This window comes from Thermodesulfobacteriota bacterium (genome assembly GCA_040757775.1).
Lineage (GTDB): Bacteria > Desulfobacterota > UBA8473 > UBA8473 > UBA8473 > UBA8473.
Window position 1 is genome coordinate 1 of the sequence record JBFLWQ010000035.1, and the last position, 18,510, is coordinate 18,510.

The 18,510-nt window shown below is 41.1% G+C and carries 17 protein-coding genes and 1 pseudogene; 15 read left to right on the plus strand and 3 right to left on the minus strand.

The window, feature by feature from the left end:
- Positions 1-339: 339 nt before the first annotated feature.
- The 12 genes from AB1401_14455 (at position 340) to AB1401_14510 (ending at position 13,346) form a co-directional block, all read left to right on the plus strand.
- On the plus strand, positions 340-1,836 hold the full coding sequence (locus tag AB1401_14455; protein ID MEW6616653.1) for a radical SAM protein: 1,497 nt from the start codon (positions 340-342) through the stop codon (positions 1,834-1,836).
- Between the two features lie 3 nt (positions 1,837-1,839).
- Positions 1,840-2,952 (plus strand): glycosyltransferase family 4 protein, encoded by a 1,113-nt coding sequence (locus tag AB1401_14460; GenBank protein ID MEW6616654.1) that lies wholly within the window; start codon positions 1,840-1,842, stop codon positions 2,950-2,952.
- 43 nt (positions 2,953-2,995) lie between these two features.
- A complete protein-coding gene (locus AB1401_14465) occupies positions 2,996-3,583 on the plus strand; it encodes a methionine biosynthesis protein MetW (protein ID MEW6616655.1) in 588 nt (195 codons plus the stop codon).
- Between the two features lie 66 nt (positions 3,584-3,649).
- Complete coding sequence (locus AB1401_14470) at positions 3,650-4,324, plus strand: methyltransferase domain-containing protein (GenBank protein ID MEW6616656.1); 675 nt, start codon at positions 3,650-3,652, stop codon at positions 4,322-4,324.
- Positions 4,325-4,380: 56 nt separating this feature from the next.
- Complete coding sequence (locus tag AB1401_14475) at positions 4,381-5,508, plus strand: glycosyltransferase (GenBank protein ID MEW6616657.1); 1,128 nt, start codon at positions 4,381-4,383, stop codon at positions 5,506-5,508.
- Positions 5,505-6,575, plus strand: a complete 1,071-nt coding sequence (locus AB1401_14480; GenBank protein MEW6616658.1) for a glycosyltransferase family 4 protein — start codon at positions 5,505-5,507, stop codon at positions 6,573-6,575. The genes AB1401_14475 and AB1401_14480 overlap by 4 nt, the downstream gene beginning before the upstream one ends.
- Before the next feature lie 9 nt (positions 6,576-6,584).
- A complete protein-coding gene (locus tag AB1401_14485) occupies positions 6,585-7,157 on the plus strand; it encodes an acyltransferase (protein MEW6616659.1) in 573 nt (190 codons plus the stop codon).
- A gap of 63 nt (positions 7,158-7,220) precedes the next feature.
- Positions 7,221-7,844: a class I SAM-dependent methyltransferase gene (locus AB1401_14490; protein ID MEW6616660.1), complete on the plus strand. Its 624-nt coding sequence runs from the start codon at positions 7,221-7,223 to the stop codon at positions 7,842-7,844.
- A gap of 89 nt (positions 7,845-7,933) precedes the next feature.
- Positions 7,934-9,148 carry a DegT/DnrJ/EryC1/StrS aminotransferase family protein gene (locus AB1401_14495; protein MEW6616661.1) on the plus strand — a complete coding sequence of 405 codons (1,215 nt, stop codon included), beginning with the start codon at positions 7,934-7,936 and terminating at the stop codon, positions 9,146-9,148.
- Between the two features lie 35 nt (positions 9,149-9,183).
- Positions 9,184-10,683, plus strand: coding sequence for a hypothetical protein (locus AB1401_14500; protein ID MEW6616662.1), 1,500 nt, complete (start codon positions 9,184-9,186; stop codon positions 10,681-10,683).
- Positions 10,684-10,746: 63 nt separating this feature from the next.
- Positions 10,747-12,111: a hypothetical protein gene (locus AB1401_14505; GenBank protein MEW6616663.1), complete on the plus strand. Its 1,365-nt coding sequence runs from the start codon at positions 10,747-10,749 to the stop codon at positions 12,109-12,111.
- 110 nt (positions 12,112-12,221) lie between these two features.
- Positions 12,222-13,346 (plus strand): glycosyltransferase, encoded by a 1,125-nt coding sequence (locus tag AB1401_14510; protein ID MEW6616664.1) that lies wholly within the window; start codon positions 12,222-12,224, stop codon positions 13,344-13,346.
- 110 nt (positions 13,347-13,456) lie between these two features.
- Here AB1401_14510 and AB1401_14515 read toward each other — a convergent pair whose 3' ends face one another.
- Positions 13,457-13,693, minus strand: a complete 237-nt coding sequence (locus AB1401_14515) for a transposase (GenBank protein ID MEW6616665.1) — start codon at positions 13,691-13,693, stop codon at positions 13,457-13,459.
- 161 nt (positions 13,694-13,854) lie between these two features.
- On the opposite strand from AB1401_14515, the pseudogene AB1401_14520 reads away from it, so the two are divergent.
- The 3 genes and pseudogenes from AB1401_14520 to AB1401_14530 all read left to right on the plus strand — a co-directional run bounded on the left by AB1401_14520 (position 13,855) and on the right by AB1401_14530 (position 17,072).
- Positions 13,855-14,277, plus strand: a pseudogene (locus tag AB1401_14520) (glycosyltransferase).
- Between the two features lie 60 nt (positions 14,278-14,337).
- Positions 14,338-14,997, plus strand: a complete 660-nt coding sequence (locus tag AB1401_14525; protein MEW6616666.1) for a glycosyltransferase family 4 protein — start codon at positions 14,338-14,340, stop codon at positions 14,995-14,997.
- Positions 14,998-15,719: 722 nt separating this feature from the next.
- Complete coding sequence (locus tag AB1401_14530; protein MEW6616667.1) at positions 15,720-17,072, plus strand: ATP-binding protein; 1,353 nt, start codon at positions 15,720-15,722, stop codon at positions 17,070-17,072.
- A 532-nt stretch (positions 17,073-17,604) separates the two neighbouring features.
- On the opposite strand, the gene AB1401_14535 is transcribed toward AB1401_14530, so the two are convergent.
- Together AB1401_14535 and AB1401_14540 are read right to left on the minus strand one after the other, a co-directional pair.
- A complete protein-coding gene (locus AB1401_14535; GenBank protein MEW6616668.1) occupies positions 17,605-17,889 on the minus strand; it encodes a type II toxin-antitoxin system RelE/ParE family toxin in 285 nt (94 codons plus the stop codon).
- Positions 17,879-18,121, minus strand: a complete 243-nt coding sequence (locus AB1401_14540) for a CopG family transcriptional regulator (protein MEW6616669.1) — start codon at positions 18,119-18,121, stop codon at positions 17,879-17,881. The genes AB1401_14535 and AB1401_14540 overlap by 11 nt, the downstream gene beginning before the upstream one ends.
- Positions 18,122-18,510 lie beyond the last annotated feature (389 nt).

Genomic DNA, 18,510 nt, shown 5'->3' on the forward strand with positions numbered 1-18,510 from the left:
ATAAGATTTCGCAGAGACTTCTCGACAAGAGATATTTATAACATGCTTTTTTTATTACCCTATTTTTGATTGACACCCATGAAATCTTTTTCAAATCTCAAGGAGAATGCTTCTGCGAAAATCGGTGATAAACCAAATAGACCAAATAAACCAGAATAACAGATCAACAAGAAAAACTAGAGAAACCAAACAAACCAGAGAAACCAAATGAACTAGATCAATTTATGCAACGTGAGAAACAACGTCCCCATGGACATGCTTGGACGCCCCCTCCTCCCAAATAAATTTGTAGATGCACCGCAATAATTTGTCAGAAGGTTTATCGGGAAAAGGTAATTTATGATAACAACCGAACGTATAGATATTTGTTTAATTGCCCCTCCATCAAGGGCATCTACAATGACGGTGCCCGTAAGTCTGTTATATCTTCATGGATGGCTCACGAGAGAAAATATTCATTGCAAAATAATCGATGTTAAATTTGGTAAACCCAACATCTCTCTCTATATAGCTCAGATAGATATCGTCAGAGGGAAAATAGTAGAAGAGATATTAAAGCATAAGCCAAAGTATATAGGCATCACATGCTTTACCACAGATTTCTGGGAAGTAATTAACCTCTCAAATGTCATAAAAAGTCAGCTGGATTGTACGATAATTGTCGGCGGGGTGCACGCAAACATAAGGCCGCAAGATTTCTTTTTTGATGGTTCGCCTATAGATATAGTTGTTTCAGGAGATGGACAACAGCCTTTAGTAGAGATTATCAATAACCTTAATTCCAATAAAGATCTTCTCGGAATAGAGGGACTAACCTATGTAAACGAAAGGGGAGAGATCATTTCCCAAGGGGTTGCAACTTTCAAAAATTTAGGGGAAATGCCGAACCCGGATTACCCCCAGTTGGATATGGAATACTACATGCAGCCTCATAGAGGCATTATCAGATCGTTATTTGCTTCTGGAATTCATGTCTTCACTACAATTGGCTGTCCTTTCCGCTGCACCTTTTGTGGTAATCGGGCAAAGAAAGTTAGATATAGACCGATTCCCAAAGTATTAGATGAAATTGAGGGTCTAATAGAGCAGTATAATATAGATGCATTTTATATACAGGATGACACTTTTTGCCTTGATAAATCGAGAGTTGTAGAGTTTGCCCAAGGTTTAGAAGAGCGAAACATGCAAGTATCCTGGGGTATGGAAACACGTGTAAATCTAATTAATGAAGACATTATTAGAATGCTCAAAGAAGTAGGTTGCATCCAAATAGATTTTGGAGTTGAGTCAGGCTCTGATGCTGCTTTGAAACGCATGAAAAAGGGCGTCACTGTGGAACAGACGATAAAGGCTTTTGAGTTATGTAAAAAATACAGAATGAGAACATTCGCCAATATAATGTTTAATACCCCCGGCGAGACGCGTGAAGATGTTGAATTAACCATGAATCTCTTAAAGAAGACACGTCCAACGGGAATTGGCTTGGGATTGACGGTTCCCTTCCCTGGCACCGAAATATATGAGCAATATGTGAAGCCGCCCCTTACGAGAGATGAATATAGACTATTAACCCATCCGGATCTTTATTTTAAAGTTATAGATCCAAGATTCCATATGGCAGAGCATGACTTAGACTTATCAAAGCTCAGGATAAAGACAAAGGCGAGGTTCGATAATTTTAGAACATTTATAGATTTCACACTTAATCCAAACTATTTAAAGGCATTATACAAAAGTAAACGAAAAATGCAGTATTTGAAAGCAATCTTTACTACCATATTCATTGAGCGTCCTATTAAATATATTAGTATAATTCGAAATTGGATTAAGAAGTAAACAATGAGATATAAAAAAAAGATAACGGTTATAAGCGGGATTTTTTATCCCGATATCGGCGGCCCCTCAACCTATTTAATGAAATTGTTAAGTGATTTTACTAATTACGATTTAGCTGAGATCACGGTGATTACTTATGGTGAAGACAACGCAACCTATCCCTTCAAGGTTGTAAAGACTTCCAGATCGTGGCCAATAATTATAAGGTTATTTTTATTCACCATAAGATGTTTTATTCATGGTCGAAAAGCTGATATTTGGTTCGTAAATGATTACGGATTTCCTGCTGTATTAGCTAATGTGTTTTTAAGGAAGAAAATAATATTGAAAGTTGCAGGTGAGTTTGCGTGGGAATTTTCTCAGCGTCACGGCTATGTCAAAAATATGGGGATTAATGAATTTCAAAGCTACCGATCATCTAAGGTTGTAAATATTGTTAAGTTTATACAAAAATTTTATGCTTCACAAGCAAACCTTATTGTAACCCCGAGTAACTGTCTCAAGAAAATTATAACAGGATGGGGGATCGACAAAGATAGGGTTGAAGTTATCCATAACGCGATAGATGCTGAAAAATATCGCTCAAATCTGACAAAAGAGGAGGCAAGGGCTTTATTCGGGATCCCGAAGGATAAAACGATTCTATTAACTATTGCACGATTGCTCGCATTGAAGAGAATTGACGATATTTTAGTGCGACTGCAATCGCTTGATGACTCTTACTACTATGTGATTGCAGGAGAGGGACCTGAGATGGCAAATCTCAAGAGGATCACAGTGCAATTGGGAATACAGAACAGGGCAATCTTTTTGGGGAAAGTTGAACATGAAGATATTCCCACCTTATTCAAAGCGTCAGATGTTTTTATCTTGAATTCGGAACATGAGGGCTTGCCTCATGTCCTTCTTGAAGCGGCTGCTGCTGGAGTTCCCTCTCTTATTTCTGATTTGGAAGGCTCGCGAGAAGTTGTAGATAGATCGGCGAGCGGCATCGTTCTTGGAGATAATTTCAGGGAGGATATTAAAAGATCTCTCGACTTCAAGGAAGTTAAATTAGCTAAAGAGTTTGAGTGGTCCTATCTGTTTTCGAGAATGAAGCAAGTTTTTGAGATCTAAAACCGATTTTATGAATTTAAGACCTTATGAGGCCGTCTGTCTAATGAGGCATCAAAATAAGAGGGTGCTCGATTTAGGCAGTCGAGATAAGCTTTTAAAAAAGTATTTACCAAAAGATACAATTTATCAAGGCATAGATTTTAAAGATGGCGAAGAAGTTAAAGGGTGGAATTTGGAGCAAGGGATTCCATTTGAAGATAAATCTTTTGATGTAATTTTTGCTCTTGATGTATTGGAACATGTAGAAAATATTCATTCCCTAATGGATGAAATTCTAAGAGTAGCAAAGAATGAGGTAATAATAACACTGCCGAACATATACTATTGGCGGTACAGAATAAAATTCCTTTTTGGAAAAGAGTTGAGCGGTAAGTATAGTTTGCCGCTCAATAAAACCTTAGATAGGCATAGGTGGCTCACCTCTTACCTCAATGCTATCAAATTTATTAGATATAAAGCAGGCAGTTACAAGGTACGGGTATTTTTTGGGAAAACATCAAACTTTTTACTATTATCATCATTAGAGAAGGTCCTCCAAAGAGCATTTCCAAATTTTGCAGCACATACCATATTTTATCATATTGATTTGGGTGAACGTGCAGTAGGAGATAATTTACTTGAAAAAAACTAAGAAAGGTCTTTTTCATAAGGCCCAAATAACGAGCGTGGAAATAAAAAAATTATCTCACAGGGTCTTATGGAAAAAATTAAAATTTTAGATGTCTTGGCATGGATTTGGCGCGGGAAATCCATTACGAGAGCAATGATGAATGTACTGATAGCTGAAAATAAATTGCTGAAAGGTACTATAATTGATTTAGGAGGCGGTGGTCATCCAAGCTATTTAGATATAATTGATATTGATGGAAATTTCTTTAATATGGATATGCTTGTAGAAGCAAAGCCATCTTTTGTTGGAAACTTAGAGGACCCTCTCCCTATAACCAGTAATATTGCAGACACTGTATTGTTATTTAATACTCTTGAGCACGTTTTTAATTACCAGCTTGTTATAGATGAAATGCACCGAATTTTAAAACCGAATGGTAAAGCAATAGTCTTTGTTCCCTTTTTAATGAGTTATCATACTTATCAAGGTCAGTCATTTCTGATTGATGATTTCTTTCGTTACACTAAAAGTGCATTAATTCGTATCCTTACCAATGCTGGGTTTATCAAGGTAAATATAACGCCTGTTGGAGGATTCTTCTGGGTTATAGCAGATTTATTACAAATTGGGCTTAAGTATCGTTTCCTCGCAACAGTTTCAACGCTCATATGTGGCTTTCTGGAAGTGATCTTAGCGCTTATAAGAGATTATAATTCATCAGAAAGATTCCCCCTAGGCTATTTTATTGAAGCAGAGAAATGACTCATTCCCCAAAACCACCCTTACGTATTCTGAACATAGGGCTGGACCGCTATTTAATGGATCCATCACTTTGCAGCGAGTCTCAAATACGTCAATTACTTTATGCTAAAGAACTGCCTGCCAAAATAGTAATAATCAATTATGTAAAAAACTCTAATGTCCTTTCTAAGGAGCCAGTAGTGTTAGGTTCAGGAGAGGTTAAAGTTATTCCATGTGTTGTGCCACATTGGAGTTTATTTCCACTTAAGGCTATCAGAATAGCGTCACATATATTGATGAGGAGGCCATTTGATCTAATCCAAGTGCAAGAACCGTTTCTTTCAGGAATGGCTGGTCTTTTTCTATCACGTCGTTTTAAGATTCCATTAGTAGCAGGTGTTTTTAGTGATGAGATTGGAAATCCAGTCTGGCTAAAAGAGAATACTCTCAATAAAATTGCTAATATGGTAGGCAAAAGAGTGTTAAAGCAAGCTGCGATAATTAGAACAGATAGCCAGGCCGTAACAAATCGGCTTAAATCGATAGGGTTTAATAAGGTTGTATTTATTCCCTTTTTGATTACAAATGCTGCTCTTTTATCTAGCTCTACAGGAAATATCCTAAGGGTGAGAGAGGATTTGCTCGATGGTTCAATAGGACCGCTATTGCTTGGCGTTTTTCGTCTTGAAAAAGAAAAAAATATTCCTATGCTTTTAGAAGCATTTAGCAGAGTGACAGAAAATTTACCAGGTGCAAGGCTGGTTATAGCTGGTGACGGAAGTCTACGACACGAGCTTGAGTATAAAGTTTCAAAATTGGTACCAGGAAAGGTTAAATGGCTAGGTCGTATCCCAAATGAAAAAATACCCGCAATTTATCAAGCCGCTGACTTGGTGCTTTTAGCATCAAACGTTGAGAGTTCTGCCCGTGTTCTGACTGAATCCTTATTAGCTGGGACTCCTGTACTGACTACAGATACTGCGGGAGCCAGAGAGGTAATTGAAGATGGGAAATCTGGTCGAGTAGTTCCGGTTGGTGATGTTGAAGCATTTGCACTTGCGTTAAATGAAATGTGCCAGGATATGAATGTGTTGAAAGATATGGGACGATACGGTCAAAGACACATGATGTCAATCGTGACAAAAGAGTCAGTAATGGAAAAATTGAGGCACCTTTTCAACTATGCGGTTGGCGGACAGAAGTGAATCTTTTGCTGTTTAATTTAGCTACTGATTCTGAACACGTAACACTTGCTTTTGCTTTAAAATGGGTCAAAGAGCTTGCTCACTATTTTGATCATATAGATATTGTGACAATGTATGAGGGAAAACATGATCTGCCTGAAAATGTTTCAGTCTGGTCAGTGGGACGCGAGAGAGGATATTCAAAACTTAGCCGCATTTGGAAATTCTATACTATTGTTTTAAGCATATTAAGATTGCGACGTGTTGATATTGCTTTCACTCATATGATACATATTTTTGCCGTTTTATTTTGGCCGATTGCTAAAGTTTACCGCATTAGAAATGTGCTGTGGTATGCACACGGTGCAGTACCTTTTGGCTTACGTATAGCGCATTTTTTAGTTGACAAAATTATCAGTCCGACTCCCGAGAGTTTCAGATTGCCCTCAGACAAAGTCGAATTTTTGGGGCATGGAATTGATACAAATCTTTTTACTCCATCAGGTCTCAGTGAAAATTCAACTTTCCGGATCATATCTGTTGGGCGTATTTCTCCTGTAAAAGGCCTTGATATTTTAGTTGAAGCCTTGAGAGGCTGGATCATTCCAGATGGGAAATCTTGGGAACTGACCATAATAGGGACTGCAACAACGGATATTGAACGCGCATATGAAAAAGCTTTTGTGAAGCGCGTACTTGAACTGAATAAATGTGGAAGAATAAGTTTGTTAGGACGTTTAGATCAGATAGAGATTGCTCAATCGCTGAAGCAAGCCGATGTATTTATTAGCTTGAGTGCAACAGGTAGTCTGGATAAAGCAATTATAGAAGCTATGGCATGCGGCTGTCCTGTATTGAGCAGTAACGACGCTTTTTATTCTATTGCTGAGAGAAACGGCTTTCCCGAATGTTATGTTAGTCCATCTCCCGACTCTGTTAGATCGGGCTTGGACTGGATGGTGAATCTAAGTGAAAAGGAAAGAAAAGAATTATCTATGAGAGTCGAGGAAGTGGCAAAATTTAATCACTCATTGGATAGTCTTATACAAAAACTCAAAAGTATATTATTTTACTTAGCGAGAAGCTAAACATAAGGAGTGAAAAAGACATTTATTAAATTGCTGAAGGGGGCAGCATTTATTTTGCTATTGCCCTTTTTTATATGGTCAAAATTACCTTTTTCGGAATATAGCAGTTTTACTGCACCAAGTCAGATCCTCTCCTTGATACCTGGTTTGTCTGGGATTTTATTGCGAAGAGTTTGGTATGAAAATACCTTGAAATCTTGTGGGAGAAAATTGACAGTAGATTGGCTTGCGGCAATTCGCACGAGAGACTCTGAGATTGGTAATAACTGTACATTAGGCGTTGCTAATTGGGTCGGTTGGATATTAATGGGAGATGATGTAATTATGGGCAGTCGCGTAGTTCTATCAAGTGGAGGAAGACAACACTCTTTCTCAGACTTGCGAGTACCTATACGTTTGCAGCAGGGAGCTAAGAGACAGTTGAAAATTGGTAGTAATATATGGATCGGTGCTCATTCTGTTATTTTAGCTGATATAAGTTCAGGTACTGTAGTTGGCGCGGGAAGTATAGTAACTAAAACTTATTCTGAAAATGCAGTCATAGCAGGTAATCCTGCTCGAATACTATATATGCGATCTTAAGTTTATTGTATTAGAAATCCCTTTGATTATGATCTAAGAAGGCGTAAAGGTAGAGAAAGTTAAATGGTAAATTCCATTTATTTTGAAAAAGGCTATGATTATGAAGGAAGATTTGGATCGTATTGGTATCAACTACAAGAGATTATTAAAATAACCAAAGATGGAATAGTTCTTGAAATTGGGCCGGGGAGTAATTTTCTTAGAGATTATTTAACTAAGAGAAAAATTAAGGTAGAAACTTTGGATATCTCCTCAAGCTCAAATCCAAAGTATATTGGAAGTGTGACGGCAATACCATGCGAAAGCAATAAATATGATTGTGTAGTGGGATTTGAAGTGATGGAACATCTGCCGTTTACAGAATTTAGAATTGGTTTGCAAGAAATGGCTAGAGTTTCTAAAAAATGGGTGCTTTTTAGTGTGCCCGATGTTCGTTGGTTTTTGAGCGTTGATGTACGTTTATTTTCAATCGATAAAAGTTTTAGAAGGATATTAAGCTTTCCTAGACTAAGAAACCGACGACTTCTACCTCCCATAGGACCAAAAGATCACCATTGGGAAATTGGAAGATTGGGTATGCATTTAAGTAAGATCGCAAGTGAAATTGCTAATACTGGACTTGTAGTAGAAAAACACTACCGTATCCCGTCAAACCCAATCCATCATATGTTTATTCTAAAGAAGTGAATGGAATTTAGAGTATCTGGCCTTATAGTCATGCTCAGTTGATTAATTCAATATAAGAAAATAACGAAAGCAAGGTTAGATTCAAAGATATGACAAAGAATTATTTACCTTTTGCTTTGCCACAAATAGAAGACGAAGAAATTGCAGAGGTTATTGATACTCTGAAAGGCGGGTGGTTAACCACAGGTCCGAAAACCCACGCTTTTGAAGTTGAGTTTGCCAAGGTAATTGGTGCATCTTATGCCCTTGCTGTTAATTCTGCAACAGCAGGCTTACACCTTGCGTTGGAGGCAATAGGCCTCCAACGTGATGAGAGGGTAATTACTACGGCTTGGACATTTACAGCTACAGCCGAGGTCATACGTTATTTGGACGCGCATCCTATCTTTGTTGATATTGATCCGTATACCCTTAATATAGATCCTGAAAGAATAGCTGAGCAAATTGATAAGCATAATAGGAGGTTAGATAAAATTCGCGCCATATTGCCTGTTCATTTCGGTGGACAAGCCTGCGATATGCAAGCAATTATGGATTTAGCAACAACAAGAGACTTGCGAGTAGTAGAAGATGCTGCTCACGCATTTCCAGCTACTGTTACTTCGCGGTCTGCCAGTAATTCAAATATAAAACATCGCATCATAGGAACAGTTGCAGATGCTACTGTTTTTAGCTTTTATGTTACTAAGACAATAGCAACAGGTGAAGGAGGAATGGTCACGACAGAGGATGAGGAGATAGCTGATAGGATACGACTGATGAGATTGCATGGTATAAACAGAGATGTTTGGAACCGGTACACTTCAAATAAGCCTAGTTGGTATTATGAAGTAGTAGCTCCAGGCTTCAAGTACAATTTATCTGATATCGCTTCTGCTATAGGCTTGCAGCAATTAAAAAAAGCTATGAAATTTCAGGACAGGCGAGAGGAGATTGCAAACGCATACTCTGCTGCTTTTTCTCAATTTTCTCAACTGCAAGTCCCGGCGCATATAAACCCAACTGAGACACATTCATGGCATCTTTATGTGCTCCGATTAAACCTTGAAACTTTAACAATTGATCGTGACCGCTTCATTGAAGAGATGAGTGCCCGTGGTATTGGTTGCTCTGTCCATTTTATCCCCTTACACCTTCATCCTTATTGGCGCGACCGTTATCAATTGACACCAGATATGCTCCCTGTTGCTACCAATGAGTTTAAGAGAGTAGTATCACTTCCCGTTTATCCTAAAATGACAGATGAGGATGTTTATAGGGTAATAGAAGCAGCAACTGATATAGTTAAAAAATTTAAACGTTAATTGTAGTAAAAGCTTTGCAATAAGCGATAATCGATATGAGTAAAATCATTTACGCAGCCCGTACAAATGCAATCTTGGGACCCATGGGAGTTTTAGTATCACTGTTTGGCATGGTTATTGTTGTCCGCACCCTTGAGCCAGCACTTTATACGGAATATGTTACCTTTCTCGCATTGGTAACGTGGTTACGATTATTTGGAGAAGCTGGTGGTAGCATCGGATTTATGCGATACTTAAAGAGTGCTGAGCAGACACAAAGCCGAGGCACTTTCTATTTAAGTGTTATTGGGCGATATTGTTTTGTGGGCATAGTAATGGTATTTGCTTTACAGTATTTTGGACCACTCTGGGCAAAGTGGGCTGGATTATCTCTTGTTACTTGGAATCCAACAGTATTTATAGCAGTATCTCTGATTGTTTTTGTAAATCTTTCTGGAATTATAGCCTACTATGGATTGCTCGGGACTTTCAATCATGAGGTGGCGCTTTTATCATCACATGTATTCACTATATTGCGAACACTTTCTATTGCAGTTGTTGCCTTATTTATGCCTACTCTCATTGCCCTATCTGTCGTATTGGTATTAGTTTCGATGGTAGAGAATGTATGGTACCACATAAAAGCGTGGTCGATATTTAAGTCTGAACGGAGCCCTTTACCCAAAGGTATTGTGATGTCCTCTAATAATCATGGATTGGTGACGGTGTTTGATAAGGTAACATCTGCCATGGGTGGAGGGTCTTTTTTGTTACTAATATTAGCTCCAGTCTACGGACGCCATGAACTTGCCTTTTTAGCTGTGGCAAATGATGTAATTCAAAAGGCCTTATCTATAGCAGGTCTCCCAATGTCAAATATGATTCTTCCGTACTTGAATAATTCCCTATCTAATGATGAGGCATTCGATGCAGCTGCTGGAAAAGTGACTAAACTCTCAATGTTGTTATTTTTGCCTGTTGTAGGGGCAGTGTTAATTTTTGTACCATCTGGCTTGCCATTGCTATTCGGAGACATATATAGAGATGCAATTCCCTTAGCACTATTGATTTTGATCCCGGCATTTTTTGACTCATGGGTTCGTTTTGTTTTAGTTTCAAGTCTGATAACCAAAGGAAAATATGGGCAAATTATTATTCTAAATACAGTTCAAGCAATATTGGCGATACTTGCAATATATGTAACTTATAAGCTCGGGTTGATTGCAATAGTTATTGCTCAGGGTTTAGTAAAACTAGTAACGGGTTTTGGTGTTATTGGGCTTGCATATCGTGCAGGAATATTCTCATTTGACTTAATTCCCCAAGGCCTTATGAGATCAACTATCTTTGCTGTTGCATCCGGAATCTGCATCTGGCTATTAACAAAACATCTAGGATATTGGTCAGTTTTTTTCCAAATCGGATCATACTCCTTGTCATTGTTATTAGCTTTGAAATTATGGTTACAGTTGGATAAAACAATGTATGAGTTATTATATAAATTGCTTGGAAAGATGAGCCCGCTTCTTAGATTTTTATTGCCGGTAAAATGCTAACTCTCAGAATTATATATTGCTCCGAATTGAAAGGATACTTCAAGAGGAGTTAACTTTTCTCTTATGTTTACATCTGATATATTTTTTTCACTGAGTTCTATACTTGCCATTTTGACATCTGTAATCGTGCTTTCAACCCTTGTTTTTCTTGTTCTAATAAGAAGAGAACTCTTTGACCCAAGGGTTTATGTATTATATGGCATGTTTCATTGGGTTATTATCTCTCAACTTGGCACTGTGCTTGGTCTTGACAAAATACTGGGGTTTGAATTTTTTGCAATAGAATTCTCGGAAGCTACCCATATCAAAGCTTGTCTTTCTATTTTAGTTGCTGTTATTTCATTTTTGCTTGGTTACTCGATAGCACCTTTTCGCCTTACTTTCAAGCCAGCATGTAGTATAGTTAGTCAATGCAGGGTTGATTTTAATAAGCTTATCCGACTAACACTGATTTTGGCTATTATCGGGGTTTCTGCACAATACATCGCAATAAAAAGGATGTTGGATATATCACCTTTTTTGCTTGCTCCAGTTGCTTACTTGGTTATCCCCGCGTCAGTTTTATCAATTTATCTTCTTGCGGTCTATACGAGAGGGTTGAAATCAATTAAACGATGGGTTTCCATGGTTGTTTTAGGAGGTGTAGTTTTTTTTACAATCTCTGTAACTAATTTTGCTGTAATCTTCCCTCTCTTCTCTCTCTTATACTGGTACTTCAACAGAGGAGCTCCTGTTCAGCGGGCACCTTTCAAGGTAATACTTCTTCTATGTATTATGTATCCTATTGCTATGTTTATGAATGTGTTTGTCAAAATATTCCAAAGACCGGATGGTATAGGTGCCTCTTTATCTCTGGAAAGGCTTATTGCCCCTGAAACATTTACAGAGGTAATTTTCAGAGTAGCAACATTGGATGTATTCAATCCTGAGGATTATTCTGTTATTCTCTTTGCAATTGAAACTTATGCGGATCAATGGAATTTGTTGCTTGGAAAATCTTTATTGGTTTTTTTGCCCATTCTAAAGTTTATATGGCCAGAAGTTCGAGGGCTAGGAAGAATTCTCGTATTGGACTATTATGGCCCCTCGTATGAAAACGTTAATGTCGGATGGGCCGTACCGCCGGTAGGTGAGCTAATTGCTAACTTCTGGTATCTAAGTGTACCTTTTGCATACCTTCTGCTTGGCATTATATGTCGGTATATGTATAAGCTCTTTTTGCAATGCAAGAGCCAAGCTTACCTTGCTTTTTATGGTGTTTGCCTGCCGGGGTTATTTTTGCAACAAAGGGGAGATTTTTTAAATGCAAATGTTTACTCTATTTATATAGTTATTGTTATTCTTATCGTCTTTCGATTGTCTAGTAGAAGAGCTAAAACCCTCTGTGCTAATGTAAGTGAGACACTTCCCCCCAATAATTTAGAGTAGGGCGGGAAGGAGAAATGTAAATGGAAAAGAAAGAAGTTAAGATTGTAAATCCTAATCCAAGAGTTGAGGAAATGGAAGGTGAAGTGGTAGAGTAGGTTAGGGGCAACTCAATGTCAAGATGTAAGGTATTGCACGTTATAACCTCTATCAATCGTGGAGGTGCAGAAAATCATTTGTATGACCTTGTTAAGCTGCAAATTGAAAGAGGACTGGACGTCTCTGTAGCTTATCTGAAGGGTGACGGATACTGGAGGCAAAGACTGGAATCACTTGGAGCAACTGTTTATCCGCTCAAACTGAAACATTTTGGTGAGATATCGCCCATTATTCGCCTAAGAAAAGTTCTATCCGTGGAACATCATGATATCGTCCATGCCCACATGCCGCCGGCAGAACTTTATACCCGACTTGCGTTGCTAGGTAAGTCCATTCCACTTATCGTGTCTAAGCATAATATTGAGCCATTCTGCAAGTATCCTTTTGATGGCTTGCTCGGGCGCTGGGTGATAAGGCGTGCGGATAATGTCATTGCTATTGCCAAAGCAGTTTCACAATTTGTTCAAAAACCACCTTATCGTGTGCCAAGTGATAAGGTGTCGACGATCTATTACGGTTTGGATATCGGCCCCTATCAGAGCGTTGAGGGGTATCGAGTAACAAATCTTAAACGACAGCTTGGTATCCCTAAAGATGCCTATCTCGTGGGTACTGTGGCAAGGCTCACGAAGCAAAAGTCACTGCATACTTTAATTAAAGCTTTTGCTCGTTTTGATAATGAATATCAGAAGTCGGCGAGACTCTTAGTCGTTGGGCGTGGCGAACTTGAGCAGAAGCTGAAACGATTGACCCATAAACTAGGAATTGCCCAAAAGGTAATTTGGGCAGGATTTCGCAAAGATATTCCTGTTGTGATGAATGCCTTGGATCTGTTTGTACTCCCTTCCTTGTATGAAGGGTTGGGGTTGGTCTTGCTGGAGGCCATGGCTGCGGGTACACCTGTCGTAGCAAGCAGGGTTGGGCCTATCCCGGAAGTGGTTGCCGAAGGGAAAACAGGTGAGCTTTTTGATGTAGGTAATGAGGTAGCGCTTTGTGAACTTATACATAAGTTCTCTAGTGAAACACTGCGCAATAAATATGGTATGGAAGGACCATCCTGGGTAAATAGACATTTTTCTCTTGATACAATGGCCGAGAAAACTCTAAATATCTACAAATCCCTATGCGTGGTTTCGTAGGCTTTCTGTCGTCTAGGCCTCTCCCTTCGCTGGTTAAATATTTGAATCGGACGGTAGAGTTTCCCGGACTGTTCGCCGAGTTTATTAAAGCGATTACAACTTCATTTTCATTAAGAATTCTCCTGTAGTCTAAGAGACCGGATATCTTCATCCTGTGGCTTGAGGAGCCCTTTGTGTGGAAAGGCTTGCTCTGGATCCTCCCTCATCTCTCGAACCCACCGGGAAACAGTACTCTTGCTAATCCCAAGGTTCCGCTCCACCTCGGCAGCTTTGCACCCCTCTTCCACTACTAACTGGACCGCTTCTCTTTTGAATTCTTTGTCATAGTATCTATGCTTTTTGACCATGAACACACCTCCTTGTCATTAAATAGAATTAGTTCTTCGGTGTGTCCGCTAAAAAGGGGAAAGTTCAGTAAGATTATCGATGTTTCAGGTGTGGTTCGATTTTCAGCGACCGTTGCCCTGTAGCCCAAATCTCAAGAAGACCAACTTTAGTTATCCGTAAGTTGAATAAGCCAATCAAAATCATTTTTGTTGTTACCGAGGATTGGTTTTTCTGTTCTCATTTTTTAAAGCGGGCTATTGCAGCACGCCAACAGGGTTACCATGTGACTGTAATGACCCGGGTGCAGAACCATGGCGATAAGGTTATCTCGCATGGGCTCAAGCTAGTCCCCGTTAACTTGCTGCGCCGCAGAATGAATCCCTGGGGGGAACTGCGGATAATCTGGGAATTGATACGCATCTACAAGTCAGAACGACCGGACATTGTACATCATGTGGCACTAAAACCGATACTGTATGGTAGTATTGCGGCACTCGTTGCCCGCGTTCCATTTATAATAAACGCCCCAGTTGGTATGGGATATGTGTTTAGCTCAAAACAATGGCAAGCTAACTTATTTCGCCCATTCGTTATTCTTGCCTACCGCTTACTCTTGAATCCTGTAAACAGCTGCGTGATTTTTGAAAATCCGGATGACCTACGAATGTTGGCGGATAGTGGCCTCGTAAGTCCTAAACGCGCAACGCTGATTCGTGGCGCTGGTGTAAATCCGAATGTGTTTGCATCCAGACCAGAACCCGAAGGTGCCCCGGTAGTGATTTTAGCGGCGCGTATGCTTTGGGACAAGGGAATCGGAGAATTCGTAGAGGCGGCGCGGTGGTTACGGGAACAAGGTATTGCGGCCCGCTTTGTCTTGGTGGGGGATAGTGATCCAGGCAACCCAGCAGCAGTGCTGGTAGCCCGATTGGACGAATGGCGACGAAGTGGTGTGGTGGAATGGTGGGGGCATAGAGAAGATATGCCGGAAGTATTTGCGCAATCTAATATTGTAGTCTTGCCCTCGTACAGAGAAGGTCTCCCGAAAGTATTGCTTGAAGCTGCCTCTTGTGGCCGTGCTATTGTGGCCACGGATGTGCCGGGTTGTCGGGAAATTGTCCGTCATAACGAAAATGGTCTTTTGGTTCCTCCGCGTGATTCAAAGTCTTTGGCCGATGCCCTCAAGATTCTAATTGAAAACCCGGAACTCAGGAGAAAGATGGGGGCGCGTGGTCGGGAAATTGTGGAAGCTGAATTTTCAGAAGAGATCGTGGTTAGACAGACAATGGAGGTTTATAAAGAAATTATCCGCAGATTACGCAGATGACACAGATTAAATATCTCACGCAAAGGCGCTAAGGCGCGGAAAAAAATCAGATCGAGTTTCGGGAAGATATGGATAAAGGAAATAAACCATTGCTGCGATTGATACGGCTTGAATCCGCAGATTAATATCCACAGATTACACGGATTTTACAGATTAAGGAACTCTGGCCACGAATGTCACGAATGGGACACGAATTAGTTGGGGTTAGGGAAAAAGTTACAGAGAACGGGGGGCGGAATGACGCACTACACTCTTTCCCCGTCCGCCGCGGACTGCGGGGAACTTCAATCCGGTATCCATCCACATTCATGCCGGCCCATAGACAAATTCCCAAATCCACCGCCTATTTTCGTACGAGTTAGCTCCTGACCGTAAACACACCATAGCTGCTGTGCAGCGTGATTTCAAATCCGAAATCCGAAGCACGAATCTCGAAACAATATCGAATCACCAAAATTCAAATCCAAAATAATCGGCGCTGCTGTCGTTTGGAACATTGGGAATTTGGACATTTGAATTTGTTTCGGATTTCGATATTCGACATTCGGATTTGAACCCGGCTGCCTGGTAATCGGAGATCATCCATTGCTCTCTGTCAATAGTTTGATGGTGGATCAAGGAATTTGCCCGGAGTTGACAGCTAAGGCATAATATTGTAAGGTCTAATTTGCAACTATTGCAAAAACATCCTATCTTGCTGATATATCTACAAAACAACACGAATGAGCCAAGTTAACAAGGAAAGCCTGTATTTTTACAACCCCTGGTGGGAGACTGACAGAGTTTCTCCGGCCTTGCTGAGGGATTACCAGCGCCCCCTGATCAATACACTTTATTCGTATTTATCGCTGGACAGGATCATCGTTCTCAAGGGGCCCCGCCGCACTGGTAAGACAACTCTTCTGTACCAGATTGTAGACAGGCTGATCCGGGAGGGGACGCCCGGAACCGACGTCCTCTTTCTTTCCTTTGATGACATAACGCTTAGGACCGGCCTTGACGACATTCTCAAGGCGTACCAGGAGATAACGCGACGGGTCATTAAGGAGGGGAGGCCGGTCTATATTTTCATGGACGAGGTCCAGTTTCTGGAGAACTGGCAGTTTTTCGTAAAAAAATATTTCGATAGGAAATATCCGATTAAATTCCTGGTGTCAGGCTCGGCAGCGAGTCTGATCAAGAAAGGGTCGGAGTCGCTGGCGGGGCGGACCGTGGAAGAAACTGCGCACCCTTTCAGCATGTATGAATATCTCTGTTACCGCTTGCGGGACGCACGGCTGAAAACGGCGCTCGATGGCATGCGGGAACGGTTTGCGTCCTTCGATCTCCCGGACACCACAGACCTCATCCCTGCTCTCACTGAAATCAGGATTACGTTTCAGGAATATATCGAACGGGGCGGTTTCCCGAACCTCTTCGGGATCGAAGAGAAATTGCTCTGGAAGCGGATTGCCAGGGAAGACATTGTGGAAAAGGTCATTTACCGGGACATAGTGGAACTCTATGACATTAAAAAACCGGAGGTCCTGGAACGGTTGTTTTTGTACCTAGCGGACATCACCGCCAACGTGTTGAGCGTAGCAAACATCGCAAACTCGCTGGGCTTGAGCCGGGAGTATACGGAAAAATACCTTCGTTATCTCGAACAGGCGCTCCTTGTAAAACGCATTTCGAAGTATGCCAGATCAGTAGAAAAAAGCGTCAGGAGCGCCGAGAAAGTGCATCTATTGGACCCTGGGCTTATCAACGCTTTCGCGTCTGTGGAACTAGGGCAGCTCGTGGAAAGTGCCGCGGCATGCCACCTTTTACGCCGGGAGAGCGGGCGCCTGTTTTATGCCCGTGAAACATTCGAGGTTGATCTGGTTTTTGAAGCGGAGGGAAAAACCTTCCCCATCGAGGTAAAGTACACGGACTCCATATCGCGACGGGACCTGCGCGGCCTGTACGGTTTCGTAGGAAAGTATGGGTCCGATACGGCCGTAGTTGTGACCCGGGACCTGATGAAGAGAGAATCTGACCACGGGACGACTACGCTCTATGTGCCTGCATGGCTGTTTCTGCTTCTGTGCTGCTGAACTCAAAGTCTCTGGCCGATGCCCTTAAAATTCTAATCAACGACCCGGAACTCAGGAAGAAAATGGGAACTCGTGGCCGGGAAATTGTCGTAGATGCGCCCTAGGCGTGTGGAAGCTGAACATGCATAGCGAGCGCATTCCCCGCTGCTTGCGGCGGGGGTTAGCGAGCGAATATCATGCTTTTTACCTTACATACGGAGATACCCCACAGCTTGCTGCAGGGTATCTTCAATTTTCGGAAGAGATAGTGGTCAAACAGACGATGGAGGTTTATAAAGAAATTATCCGCAGATTACGCAGATTTCACAGATTAAGAACAGATTGAGAACAGAACAATGAGAGATGAAAGGACAAGACCGGTCGGGGCGTTGTTTCTTGCGTTGCATAACCTGATTATGCCTTTCCATTTTCTCAATGTCCGAAGAGATCGTGGCGTTGCTTTGTCCGGTTTCCCTGGTTGCCACAGGATTGCAAGAAGTAAGCGGTCACAAAAAGACGTTTTTCAAGTTTTTATGGACAACGGCGAGCTACACTAGCGATACGCTTCCTTACGATGGTATGCTGCAATCATAAGCACGACTTTTTCATTTTCGTCAATTTCGTAGAAAAAACGCCAGTTCCCAACACGATATCTCCAGGTATTCGGCTGCCAGTTTTTTAGCTTTTTAATATTAGGCCCGTAATGAGGTTCTTGCCTTAGACGAGGGTACACAAATTGGCCCAGTTTCTTTTGCATACGGTCCGGATTGCCGGCGGAAATCGCTTCAATGTTTTCTTTGAAATTGTCTGTCTCGAAGACACGGTATTCAGGCAACAAAATTGCCTCTCTTTTCCTTGGCCTGTTTGGAACCGGTGCGTAGCCTTTCAAGGAGTTGCGGATTATTCATAATCTCCAGCATCTCGGAGTCGTCGACAAAGGCCGTTTCTTCAATGTATTTCAGAGTAGCATACTCAACGAAGTTGGAAATAGGACGTTTTTCACTCTCGGCAGCCTTTTTTACCGATTCGTAAGTATGGTCGTCCAGACGAATAGTGACCGTTTTTGCCATGGTTATCACCCCTTTTGTCAGATTTTTACTCCATTTTATTCGTTTGTATTCTATTTGTCAATTAATGTCGGACAAGACCGGTCGGGGCGTTGTTTCTTGCGTTGCATAACCTGATTATGCCTATCTTTTTTCCCATGTCCGAAGAGATCAATCCGCAGATTACGCAGATTTCACAGATTAAGAAGATATTGCTTTTCCTTTGGGGTTGAGGATGTATTTGTACTACATCTTCAATTCACGCAAAAAATCAAGCGCCCGGCGAATGGGGATGTCGCCTGCCATTCTCTCCTGGCGTAAATAACGCACCACCTGCACCGCAGGAAGATCGTACTTTTTTCGAAAAAAACGAAGCGATGGACTCAGCTCGCTTTCGGTGAGTTTGGCCTCTA